Here is an 11,344-nt window from a genome sequence, read left to right as displayed (position 1 = left end):
TTATCAACAAGCGGTTGAGACGGCGCGGGGATGTGCATCGCGCCGGAAAAGCGCTCGGGAACAGTCGCGGGACGTCCGATGTTGTGCCAGCGTCGGGACAGTGGCGCGACACGGAGGGGGTGGCGAGATGGATCTTCTGGCCGAATACCGGCGGGCGACCCTGTTCTTCGAGGCCGGGGACCCGATCGGGGCGGCTCGGCTGCTCGAACCGATCGTCGAGGCAGAGCCCGACAACGCTGCGGTACGGCAGCTGCTGGCCCGGGCGTACTACCAGTCGGCCCAACTCGGCCGGGCCGAGCAGCAGCTGCGGGAACTGGTCGACCGCAACCCCAGCGACCACTACGCCCACCATGTGCTGGGCCGGACGCTGGAGCGGCTGAACCGGCACACGGACGCCCTGCGGCACCTGCGCATCGCGGCGGCCATGCACTGCTCCGACAACGACGACAACGACTACACGACCGCCCTGCGGCGGGTTGAGACCAAGGTCGGCGGTGGTGGCCGCTGAGGCCATCCCGGCGTTGCTGGCCGGAGTGTGACCATCGCGACGAGGGGCAGCCCACCCGGGCTGTCCCTCGTCGCCTCGGCCGGCGGCCGGCGGCCGGCGGCCGCCGGCGGGCGCGGGCTGCCGGAGCCGACGGCCGGCGTGCCTACGATGGCCGCATGGGAGCCGACCGGACGGTGGACGCGGCATGAAGCTGAAGCTGGACCTGCACGACATCTTCAACAAGGGCCACGACATCGATCGGGCGCTGCGGGGGATCATGGACGAGGCGGTGGCGAAGAAGGCCACTCTCGTCGAGATCATCCCCGGCAAGGGTTCCGGCCAGTTGAAGAAGCGGGTGCTGCGCTTCCTCGACCAGAAGGACGTCAAGCAGCTCTACCACCGGGTGGAGAAGGACTCCAAGAACTTCGGCCGCCTCTTCGTCCACTTCCGCTGGAAGTAGGAGCCCTCGCTGTCCGACCTCCGTGCAGCGGCCGAGCCGCCAGGCAAAAGAGTGAAGGACTCGGTGTTCTGGGGTCGGTCCTTCGGTGCCGGCCCACACTCATGTTCAGGGACTCCCATATCAAGAGGTTTCGGGCATGGAACTGAACCTGAACGACAAGATCACCGTGATCACCGGTGCCGCCAGCGGCATCGGCCGGGCCAGCGCCATGGAGTTCGCCTCCCTGGGGGCCACGGTCGTGGTCAGTGACATCGATGCGCAGGGCGCTGAGGCCACGGTCGGGCAGATCCGGCAGAAGGGTGGCACGGCGGTCGCCGTCGCCGCCGACGTCATGGCGCAGGAGCAGGTCGCCGCGCTCATCAACACGGCGGTGGAGCGGTTCGGTCGGCTCGACGTCCTGTTCAACAACGCCGGCGGAGCGCAGCCCGAGCCCACCCACGAGATGTCACCGGCAGAGTTCCGTCGGGTCGTCGAGCTCAACCTGTTCTCGATGTTCTACGGCGTGCATGCCGCTCTCCCCGTGATGATGGCCCAGCGTTCCGGAACGATCCTGTCGACGACCTCCGGAGCGGGGCTGGGAGCCGTCCCCGGACTTGCCGCCTATGGGGCGGCCAAGGCCGGGATGATCGCGCTCACGCGCAACATCGCCGCCGAGTACGGCCAGTACGGCATCCGGGCCAACGTGATCTCCCCCGGATCGATGGACACTGTCGGCTTCCGGATCTGGCTGGACTCGTTGCCGGGAAGCGACCAGGACTACTTCTCCCAGATCCCGTCCGGGCGGCTCGGCACCGCCGAGGACATCGCACGGGTCGCGGCGTTCCTCGCCAGCGACTACTCCGCCTACGTCAACGGCGTGACTGTGCCTGTCGACGGCGGAATCGCCGGCGTGCTGGCCATCCCTCGGGTCTGACCTGGCCAAGGCCGGGACTTCGACCCATGCCAGGGCGCGCGTGCTCGGTGGGCGGAAGGAACCCGCCAGGCCATGCGCAATGTCGGTGCCGCCCTGGTCGCTGCCGGCGCAACCTGGGACGACGTCTTCAAGCTCACCTTCTACGTGGTTGATACCTCTGCGCTGGCGATCGTACGAGCGGTACGGGACGAGTTCATCAACATCGAACGGCCGCCGACCAGCTCACTTGTCCAGGTAGCAGGGCTGTTCCGACCGGATCTGCTGGTCGAGATCGAGGCAGTCGCAGCGATCGCCGACCGCTGACCTCACGACCGGGGGCATGTCGTCGGCCATCCTCGCCGACCTTGCAGTTTCGGTCGCCTTTATGCCCCTTGTGTCAGGTTTTGCGGGGACGAAAAGTGCAAGATCAGCGAGCGGCCTCCGGGTAGGCAAGCATCCCCGATGCCGGCCCAGGGCACTCCGTCATGTTGTGTGCGAACGTTGTCTAATACAGGATCAGCAGGGCAGTCGGAAGGAGCCCGACATCACCAGCGATCTCCCGCCCGTCGCGGCGGCGACCTGGCCGCACCGGGGGACCGGTATGACCGGTCCCTCCGTCGTGTCGTGGCCCTACCCGCAGGGCGGCGGTCTGGGTCGCGTCCCCAACCTGCCGCCCGGTGAGCGGCTACGGGTGCTGCTGGTCGAGGACGACGAGGGTGACGCGTTTCTCGTCGGCGAACTGCTGGCCGAGACGAATTCGGGGATCGAGCTGCTGGTCGCCACCAGCCTGAGCGAGGCGCGACAGCGGGTCGCCGGCGTGGACTGCGTCCTGCTCGACCTCGGTCTGCCCGACGCGCAGGGGCTGGATGGTCTGCGGCAGGTGCTGGAGATGTCCGGCAGCGCGGCGGTCTGCGTGCTCACCGGCCGCTCCGACGAGCATCTGGGCATCGTCGCGGTCGCCGAGGGGGCCCAGGACTATCTGGTCAAGGGCCAGGTCGACGGCGTGTTGCTGACCCGGGCGCTGCGCTACGCGGTGGAGCGCAAGCGGGCCGACGAGAACGCCCGCCGGCTGCGCGAGGTGGAACTGCGCCAGGCCGAGTCCGCCCGCCTGGAGCGCGGGCTGCTGCCCCAGCCGCTGATGTCCACCGAGCAGATCGCGGTGCACACCTTCTACCGGCCGGGCCGGCACGCCGCCCTGATTGGCGGGGACTTCTACGACGTGGTGCAGACCCGTCCCGACCGGGTCGACCTGATCGTCGGAGACGTGTGCGGGCACGGCGTGGACGAGGCGGCGCTCGGCGTCGAGCTGCGCGTGGCCTGGCGGGCCCTGGTCCTCGCCGGGGTGCCGGACGACGAGGTGCTTCCCGCGCTGGAGCAGGTGCTGATGAGCGAGCGCCGGCTCCAGGAGATTTTCGCCACCGTGGCGACGGTCCGGCTGGATCTCAGCGCCAACCGGGCAACCGTACGGCTGGCCGGTCACCCGCCGCCGGTCCTGCTCTCCGGAGGCCGGGTGGCCCCGGTGGCGGCGCCGGGCGGCCTGCTGCTGGGCGTACGCCCCCGTCGGCCCGTCGCCTTCGACCTGGAGTTCGACACCGATGACTGGTCCCTGCTGATGTACACCGACGGCCTGATCGAGGGCCGGATCGGCGACGGCGACGAGCGTCTCGACGTGCCCGGCCTGACCCGTCTGCTCGCCGAACCGGCCAGCCGGGACGTCCCGCTGCCCGAGCTGCCCGCCTGGCTGGTGGGGCGGGCGGAGGAGCTCAACGATGGCCCGTTCGCCGACGACGTGGCGATGCTGCTGGTCTCCCGGGGTGGTGGCCGGTGAGCCCCAGGACCGGCCGGTGGACGCTGCGTAGTCGGGTGCTGGCGCTGCTCGGCATCGTCGGCGCGATGCTGCTCGGCCTCGCGGTGGCCGAGGGAGTCGTCGCCACGAAGAGCCGCGGGTACACCGATGTGCTGCTGGTGCAGGTCGGGCCACTGCGGGTGCAGGGCGAGGAGCTGCTCAGCGCGTTGCTCGACCAGGAGACCGGGGTCCGCGGGTACGCGGTGACCGCCGACCCTGAGGACCTCGCCTCGTACGAGCGGGGCATGGCACGGGAGGAGGCGACCGCGGCGCAGATCCGGGAGTTGGCCGCCAACTATCCCGCCATCCAGGCGGAGCTGCGCAGGGTCGAACGGCTGGCCGACGAGTGGCGGCGGGACGTCGCCCAGCCGGTGATCGAGACGACCGACGCCCGTGGCACGACGACCGGGCAGGCGCTGTTGACCGACGAGAGCCGGGGGCGCTTCGACGAACTGCGCACCGCCGTGGGCGCGCTGCAGGATGAGATCCTGGCCGCCCGGGAGGCCACCGCCCGGGATGTGGAGCGGGCCGGGAACCTTCTGGTCGTACTGCTCATGGTCGCCGGCCTGGTGGTCGCGCTGGCCGGTATCGCGCTGCTGGTCTCGCTGGACCGGATGGTGCTGCGTCCGCTGACCGCCCTGGCCGGGCAGATCCGTCAGGTCGCCACCGGCGACTACGGTCACCGGATCGGCGGCACCGGCCCGCCGGAGTTCCAGCGCCTCGGCGAGGACGTGGACGCGATGCGCCAGAAAATCGCGGCGGACCTGGCCGAGGTGCGCGAGGCACGGGAGCGGATCGAGTGGGTCAACTCCCAGTTGCAGAAGCAGGCCGAGGAGCTGACCCGGTCCAACCGTGATCTGGAGCAGTTCGCCTACGTCGCCTCGCACGACCTCCAGGAGCCGCTGCGTAAGGTGGCCAGCTTCTGCCAGCTGCTGCAACGCCGGTACGCGGGCCGGCTCGACGAGCGGGCCGACCAGTACATCGCCTTCGCGGTGGACGGCGCGCAGCGGATGCAGCGGCTAATCAACGACCTGCTGGCGTTTTCCCGGATCGGCCGGATCACCGCCGGCTTCACCGATGTCGACCTGAACCAGCTGATGGCCGAGGTCGCCGCGCAGACCGAGCCGGCCCGCCAGTACGCCGACGCCGAGCTGACCTGGGACGACCTGCCGGTGATCCGGGGGGAGGAGCCACTGCTGACCAACCTGCTGGTGAATCTGGTCAGCAACTCGGTCAAGTTCCGCCGCCCCGACGTGCCGCCGAGGGTGCACGTCTCCGCCCGGCTGGTCGACGACGAGTGGGAGATCACCTGCCAGGACAACGGCATCGGGATCGAGCCGGAGTTCGCCGACAAGATTTTCGTGATCTTCCAGCGGTTGCACGCGAAGGACGCGTACCCCGGGACGGGAATCGGGCTGGCCATCGTGAAGAAGATCGTGGAGTACCACGGTGGGCGGGTCTGGGTGGACACCGATGTGCCGGAGGGCACCGCGATCCGGTTCACCCTGCCGGCGTTGCCCACCGAGGTCGGGGGCGCGACGACCGCCAGCGGAACGGATGGTCCGGCCACCGGTACCGACGACGGGCAGGAACTCGCTGACCGGCCCGAGGAGAGCCTGCCCGGAGCCGACGGGTCCGGAGCCGACGAGGTTTCACCGGCCGGCGAGGGTACCGTCAGTGTGCTGGCCGACCGGTCAACGTCGTCCGACAAATCAACGCCGGCCGACCGGCCAACGCCGGACAGCGGTGGAGCAGGTGGCACGAAGGAGGCGGTGAGATGACCGCGCCGACGGACGGCAGCAGCCCGATCGAGGTCCTGCTGGTCGAGGACGATCCGGGTGACGTGCTGATGACGCGGGAGGCGTTCGAGGAGCACAAGCTGCGCAATCGGCTGAACGTCGTCTCCGACGGGACCGAGGCGCTCGCCTACCTGCGCCGCGAGGGCCAGTACGCGGACGCGGTGCTTCCGGATCTGATCCTGCTCGACCTGAACCTGCCCCGCCGGGACGGCCGGGAGGTGCTTGAGGAGATCAAGAAGGACGAGCAGCTCTGCCGGATCCCGGTGGTGGTGCTGACCACCTCCGAGGCCGACGAGGACATCCTGCGCAGCTACCAGCTGCACGCGAACGCGTACGTGACCAAGCCGGTGGACTTCGAGCGGTTCATCGCGGTGGTCAGACAGATCGACGAGTTCTTCGTCAGCGTGGTGAAGCTGCCGCCACGTGGTTGACACACTGCTCGACGAGGTCGCCGGGCTGCTGCGGGAGACCGCAGACCGGGTCGTACTGCCGTCCTTCCGCCGCCTCGGCGAGGCCGACGTCACCGAGAAGGCCCCCGGCGAGCTGGTCACCGTCGCCGACCGCAAGGCCGAGGACATGATCACGGACGGGTTGCGCCGGCTGCGGCCGGGCTCGGTCGTGGTCGGCGAGGAGGCGGTGGCCGACGATCCCGACCTGCTGCGCCACCTGAGCGGCGCGGGCGACGTGTGGCTGGTCGATCCGATCGACGGTACGGCGAACTTCGCGGCGGGCCGCCGCCCGTTCGCGCTGATGGTCTCCCTGCAGACCGACGGTGAGCCGGTGGCCGCCTGGGTGTACGACCCGCTGGCCGGGACGTTGGCCACCGCCCGCTTCGGCGAGGGCGCGCACCTGGACGGCCGGCCGCTGCGGTTGCCGCCCGCGCCGCCGGTCGGCGAACTGCGCGGCGCGGCGATGACCAGGTTCCTTCCGCCGGCCGCGCGTCAGACGGTCGAGTCGGGCGGGCATCGGGTCGGCGAGTTGCTGCCGGGCCAGCACTGTGCCGGTCGCGAGTACCTCGACCTGCTCACCGGCCGGCAGCAGTTCGTCATCTTCTGGCGCACCCTGCCCTGGGATCATGGCCCCGGCACCCTGCTGGTCCGGGCTGCGGGCGGCGTCGCCCGCCGCTTCGACGGCACCGACTACCACCCCGCCAACACCGGCCACGGCCTCCTGGTCGCCGTCACCACCGAGGTCTGGGCCCAGGTCCGCCAAACCCTCCTCCCCACCTGACCACCCCCACCCCCCGATCACGCGTCGATCATGAGGTTGGCGGCAGTGTGAAGATCGACAACCTCGCGATCAACGCAGGGTGTGAGGCGCGGGTTACCGGGGGTGGAGGGGCGGAGGGTGGGGGAAGGGGTTGTGAGGATGGTTCCGGTATCGTGACCGGCGGTCTTCGGAGGCAGGCCGCCGACCGGCGCCGGCGGAGGTTGCCGCCAGCGCAGAGTGAGCAGTGGGGGGCCGGCGGCTGACGGAAGGATGCTTTCGTGCGCAGGTCCATGTTCATCCGGCGGCGGATGCACCGGCCGCTGATCGCCCTGCTCGCCGCCGTGGCGCTGCTGCTCGGTGTCGGTGCCGTGCCGGCGTACGCCGAGCCGAACGAAGGCGGCAGCAAGAAGCTGCGGGATGCCCTGGAGGCCACCGCCAAGGCGCACATCGAGGCCAAGCGCAAGCTCGAGGGCTCCAAGAAGCGACAGAAGCAGCTCGGCGTCGAGCTGGCCGAGGTGGAGGACCGCCTGGTCGAGCTGACCGTCCTGGTCGGTGAGGTGGCGGCCCAGTCCTACCGGGTCGGCCGGTTGAGTGCCGCCGCCGCGCTGCTGGACAGCGCCACCCCCGAGGCGTTCGTGCAGCGGGCCGCCAGCCTCGACATGATGGCCCAACGGGACGGCCGCCGGGTGCGTGAGCTGACCGAGGCGCGCGAGCAGGCCCGGCAGGCGAAGCTCGCGATCAACGCCGAGGTCCGCGAGCAGCAGAAGCAGGTCGCGGTGATGGCGAAGAAGAAGAAGGAGGCCGAGGCCGCCCTGGCGGCGGTCAGCTCGGGCAGCAGCGGCGGGTTCAGCGGCGCCAACTCCACCTCGGCGAGGCCGGCGCCGCGCAACTCCGACGGGTCGTGGCCGAGCGAGTCGTGCTCGGTGAACGATCCCACCACCTCCGGCTGCATCACGCCGCGTACGCTGCACGCTCTCCAGCAGACCCAGGCCGCCGGGTACAAGCGGCACGTCTCCTGCTACCGCAGCGGCGGCTCGGGCGAGCACCCCAAGGGCCGGGCCTGCGACTTCTCGGCGGCCACCAACGGCTTCGAGGATCGCACCGCCACCGGCGGCGACAAGGCGTACGGAGACAGCCTGGCCGCCTGGCACGTGCGTAACGCCGACCGGCTCGGTGTGCTGTACGTGATCTGGTACCGACAGATCTGGCATCCGGGGACCGGATGGCGGGCGTACAGCGGCAGTGGCAGCCCGGCCGCCGATCACACGAACCACGTTCATCTCTCGATGTACTGACCTTCGACCGGGGGATCGCTGCGTACGATCGCCACGATGAACTCTCCATCGTCCGACGTGTCGGTCCCACCGGCACCGTCCGAGCCGGAGGCCGTTCGGGCCCTTCCCAACGGGCTCGCCGCGTTCCTGGTCTTCTACTCCAGTGGTGCCGTCCTGGTCCTGGAGACCGCCGCGCTGCGCCTGGTCGGGCCGTACGTGGGCGTCACCCTCCAGGTGACCAGCTCGGTCATCGGCATCGCGCTGGCCGCGATCGCGTACGGGGCGTGGGCGGGCGGCTGGCTCGCCGACCGGCGTAACCCGCGTACCCTGCTCGCGCCGGCGCTGGTGCTCGCCGGCATCGCCACCGCGATCACCCTGCCCGCGGTGCGTTACGCCGGTGAGGTGCTGCGCGGCGGCGCGGCCAGCGCCATCCTGCTGTTGGTCGCGGTCGCCGTGTTCGCCCCCGCGATGCTGCTGTCCGCCGTCACCCCGCTGGTGGTCAAGCTGCAACTGGCCGACCTGCGCCGCACCGGCCAGGTGGTCGGCCGGCTCTCCAGCATCGGCACGCTGGGCGCCGTCACGGCCACCCTGGTCACCGGCTTCGTGCTGGTCGCCGCCCTGCCCAGCACCGTCATCCTGTTCGGGCTGGCCGGCTCGCTCGGCGTCGTCGGCGTTGCGCTCTGGGTGTATCTGCGCCGGCAGGACCGCGCCACGCTGCCCGGTCCGGCCCGGCTCAAGTCCGCCCTGGCGGCGCTCGGCCTGATCGGGGCCGGACTGACCGTGATCGCGCCCAACCCGTGCGATGTGGAGACGGCGTACCACTGCGCCCGGGTCGAGGCCGATGCCGGGCGGCCCAGCGGGCGGACGCTGCTGCTCAACTCGGCCCAGCACTCGTACGTCGACCTGGCCGACCCGACCCATCTGGAGTACGCGTACATCCGGTGGATCGGTGCGGTGGCCGACGTCATCGCTCCGCCGGGGCAGCGGCTCGACGCGCTGCATCTGGGCGGCGGTGGGTTCACCGTGCCCCGCTATCTGACCGCCACCCGCGCCGGCACCGACAACCTGGTCTTCGAGATCGACGGCGGGCTGGTCGAGCTGGGCGAACGGCAGCTCGGCGTGGTGCAGGGGCCCGACCTGCGGGCGGTGGTGGGCGACGCCCGGCTACTGGTGACGGCCGAGGCGACCGACAGCCGGGACTTCGTGGTCGGTGACGCGTTCGGGCACCTGGTGGTGCCCTGGCACCTGGCCACCCGGGAGATGGCCGCCGAGATCCGGCGGGTCGCCCGGCCCGGCGGAGTGTACGTGCAGAACGTCATCGACTACCCCCCGCTGCGGTTCATCACCAGCGAGGTGGCCACCGTCGCCGCCGAGTTCCGGCACGTGGCGCTGATCGCACCGCCGGAGGCGCTGGCCGGCGCGCGGGGCGCCAACTTCCTGATCGTCGCCTCCGACGTGCCGCTGCCGTTGGCGGCCGTGCGGGCCCGCCTGGACGCCGACAACGAGCCGGCCAGCCTGCTCTCCGGTGGCGAGCTGAGCGACTTCATCGGCGCGGCGCTGGTGCTGACCGACGATTACGCGCCGGTGGACCAGCTCCTGGCCACCGCCTGATCGGGTGACATCGCTGACCGAATCTGACCAGAAAGGTGTAGCCGGCTTCGCGTCGGGCAACAACGCCGACCATGGGCGGAGGGGTACACGGCGGCGCACAGCTGCTCGGTGAGCGGTACCGGCTGATCGAGCAGCTCGGCGCGGGCGGGATGTCGGTGGTCTGGCGCGGCTACGACGAGGTGCTCGGCCGTCAGGTCGCGGTGAAGGTACTGGCCTCGCGGCTGGCCAGCGATCGGGCGTTCCGGCACCGGATCCGCAGTGAGGCCCAGGCGTCCGCCCGGCTCTGCCACCCCAACATCACCAACGTGTACGACTACGGGGAGTCCGAACAGGTCGGGCTGACCGTGCCGTACGTGGTGATGGAGTTGGTCGACGGCGTCCCGCTGACCGCGCGGCTCGCCCGCGACCGCCGCCTGCCGTGGCGGGAGGCGGTGACTGTCGCCGCGGAGGTCGCCTCCGCGCTGGCCACCGCGCATGCGCGGGGCGTGGTGCACCGCGACGTCACGCCCGGCAACGTGATGCTCACCCCGACCGGCGTGAAGGTGGTCGACTTCGGTATCTCGGCGCTGGTCGGCGAGAGCGAGAAGGCGCCGGACGGAACGCTGCTGGGCACGCCCGCCTATCTCGCCCCGGAACGGCTCGACAACGGCCAGGTCAGCCCGGCCACCGATGTGTACGCGGTGGGACTGCTGCTCTACCGGATGCTCACCGGACGGCTGCCCTGGCAGGCCGACACCACCACGCAGATGCTGCGGGCACACATGTACCGCGAGCCCGAACCGATGCCGTCGGTGCCGGGCCTGCCCACCGAGGTCGCCGATCTGGTCCGCCGCTGCCTGGCGAAGCGTCCGGCGGACCGGCCGGCCACCACCGAGCTGGCCCGTACGCTCGCGGAGGCAGCTGGCCGGGCGCCGGCGGTGCCCGCCGGTGAGGCGCGGGCCGAGCCGTTGCGGCTGGCCAGCATCAACACCACGATCCTGCCGTGGTCCGCCGCGACCGACGCGTTGCCCTTCGCCGGTCTACGGACCCGCCGGACGATGGACCGCCGCCGCCGGATCGAGGCGGGGGTGGCCGCGGCGGCGCTGATGGCCGTGACGGCGGGAGTGTGGGGGATCACCTCGCGCAGCCCGGCCAGCGGCGGCATCGACCAGCCGGCCCAGGCCCGCATCGGCGGCGAGCAGCAGTTCCCGTGCCAGGTGTCGTACACGCTGCGTAAGGACTCCGGCAAGGATTTCACCGCTGAGGTGCGCCTGACCAACACCGGCGACCGCGAGTTGCGCGACTGGACGATGCGCTTCGCCTTTCCGGGTGAGCAGAAGGTGACCAGGGCGACCCCGGCGCCGGTGCGCCAACAGGGGCGGGCGGTGGTCGTGCAGCCCGATCAGCAGCGACCCCCGCTGGCCCCGGGCGCCACCGAGAAGCTGAGCCTGTCCGGCACGTACACCGGGTCGAACCCGCTGCCGGTGGAGTTCCGGGTGGGCGAGGAGATGTGCGGTGTGCAGGTCGCCGGGGTGGCCGGTGCCGCACCGAGCGCCAAACCGGCCCCGAAACCGGTGCGGGCCGCCACCGGCAAGGCCGGCTCCGGTGGTGCCGGTGGCACCAAGGCAAAGCCGGAGTCAAAGCCGAAGAAGGACCAACCGGGCAAGGGCAAGCCGGGCAAGGGCAAGCCGGAGAAGGGCAAGCCGCCGAAGCACGCCCAGCTGGCAAAGGGCACGAAGGGCAAGTCGGAGAAGGCCAGGGGTGGGAAGAAGGGGTAACCGATCAGT

10 protein-coding genes and 1 pseudogene are annotated in these 11,344 nt (G+C 71.0%); all 11 read left to right on the top strand.

Annotated elements, in window-relative coordinates; all coding sequences use genetic code 11:
- Positions 1-127 precede the first annotated feature (127 nt).
- The 11 genes and pseudogenes from Vqi01_RS07450 (at position 128) to Vqi01_RS07400 (ending at position 11,335) form a co-directional block, all read left to right on the top strand.
- Positions 128-508: a tetratricopeptide repeat protein gene (locus Vqi01_RS07450; RefSeq protein WP_204033823.1), complete on the top strand. Its 381-nt coding sequence runs from the start codon at positions 128-130 to the stop codon at positions 506-508.
- A gap of 184 nt (positions 509-692) precedes the next feature.
- On the top strand, positions 693-947 hold the full coding sequence (locus tag Vqi01_RS07445; protein ID WP_013736060.1) for a Smr/MutS family protein: 255 nt from the start codon (positions 693-695) through the stop codon (positions 945-947).
- Between the two features lie 136 nt (positions 948-1,083).
- Positions 1,084-1,860, top strand: a complete 777-nt coding sequence (locus Vqi01_RS07440) for an SDR family NAD(P)-dependent oxidoreductase (RefSeq protein WP_204033822.1) — start codon at positions 1,084-1,086, stop codon at positions 1,858-1,860.
- A gap of 57 nt (positions 1,861-1,917) precedes the next feature.
- A pseudogene (locus Vqi01_RS07435) lies at positions 1,918-2,163 on the top strand (RidA family protein); the annotation flags it as partial.
- Positions 2,164-2,440: 277 nt separating this feature from the next.
- Positions 2,441-3,667 (top strand): PP2C family protein-serine/threonine phosphatase, encoded by a 1,227-nt coding sequence (locus Vqi01_RS07430; RefSeq protein ID WP_239098238.1) that lies wholly within the window; start codon positions 2,441-2,443, stop codon positions 3,665-3,667.
- Entirely contained in the window at positions 3,664-5,466 is a 1,803-nt protein-coding gene (locus Vqi01_RS07425; protein ID WP_239098237.1) for a sensor histidine kinase, read from the top strand. The genes Vqi01_RS07430 and Vqi01_RS07425 overlap by 4 nt, the downstream gene beginning before the upstream one ends.
- Positions 5,463-5,915 (top strand): response regulator, encoded by a 453-nt coding sequence (locus tag Vqi01_RS07420; protein WP_204033820.1) that lies wholly within the window; start codon positions 5,463-5,465, stop codon positions 5,913-5,915. Before Vqi01_RS07425 ends, Vqi01_RS07420 begins: the two co-directional genes overlap by 4 nt.
- Positions 5,908-6,714, top strand: coding sequence for an inositol monophosphatase family protein (locus Vqi01_RS07415; protein ID WP_204033819.1), 807 nt, complete (start codon positions 5,908-5,910; stop codon positions 6,712-6,714). Before Vqi01_RS07420 ends, Vqi01_RS07415 begins: the two co-directional genes overlap by 8 nt.
- Before the next feature lie 269 nt (positions 6,715-6,983).
- Positions 6,984-7,988 (top strand): coiled-coil domain-containing protein, encoded by a 1,005-nt coding sequence (locus tag Vqi01_RS07410; RefSeq protein WP_204033837.1) that lies wholly within the window; start codon positions 6,984-6,986, stop codon positions 7,986-7,988.
- A 36-nt stretch (positions 7,989-8,024) separates the two neighbouring features.
- Positions 8,025-9,578 (top strand): fused MFS/spermidine synthase, encoded by a 1,554-nt coding sequence (locus Vqi01_RS07405; protein WP_204033817.1) that lies wholly within the window; start codon positions 8,025-8,027, stop codon positions 9,576-9,578.
- 71 nt (positions 9,579-9,649) lie between these two features.
- On the top strand, positions 9,650-11,335 hold the full coding sequence (locus Vqi01_RS07400; RefSeq protein WP_204033816.1) for a serine/threonine-protein kinase: 1,686 nt from the start codon (positions 9,650-9,652) through the stop codon (positions 11,333-11,335).
- The last annotated feature ends 9 nt before the right edge of the window (positions 11,336-11,344 follow it).

The sequence above is a fragment of the Micromonospora qiuiae genome (assembly GCF_016863555.1).
Lineage (GTDB): Bacteria > Actinomycetota > Actinomycetes > Mycobacteriales > Micromonosporaceae > Micromonospora > Micromonospora qiuiae.
This window is presented reverse-complemented; position numbering and strand designations above follow the sequence as displayed.

What these genes read in the sequence shown, in the direction of transcription:
- Vqi01_RS07400 (WP_204033816.1), top strand. Translation starts at nt 9,650, where the DNA reads ATGGGCGGAGGGGTACACGGCGGCGCACAGCTGCTCGGTGAGCGGTAC.
- Vqi01_RS07405 (WP_204033817.1), top strand. Translation starts at nt 8,025, where the DNA reads ATGAACTCTCCATCGTCCGACGTGTCGGTCCCACCGGCACCGTCCGAG.
- Vqi01_RS07440 (WP_204033822.1), top strand. Translation starts at nt 1,084, where the DNA reads ATGGAACTGAACCTGAACGACAAGATCACCGTGATCACCGGTGCCGCC.
- Vqi01_RS07410 (WP_204033837.1), top strand. Translation starts at nt 6,984, where the DNA reads ATGTTCATCCGGCGGCGGATGCACCGGCCGCTGATCGCCCTGCTCGCC.
- Vqi01_RS07420 (WP_204033820.1), top strand. Translation starts at nt 5,463, where the DNA reads ATGACCGCGCCGACGGACGGCAGCAGCCCGATCGAGGTCCTGCTGGTC.
- Vqi01_RS07430 (WP_239098238.1), top strand. Translation starts at nt 2,441, where the DNA reads ATGACCGGTCCCTCCGTCGTGTCGTGGCCCTACCCGCAGGGCGGCGGT.
- Vqi01_RS07450 (WP_204033823.1), top strand. Translation starts at nt 128, where the DNA reads ATGGATCTTCTGGCCGAATACCGGCGGGCGACCCTGTTCTTCGAGGCC.
- Vqi01_RS07445 (WP_013736060.1), top strand. Translation starts at nt 693, where the DNA reads ATGAAGCTGAAGCTGGACCTGCACGACATCTTCAACAAGGGCCACGAC.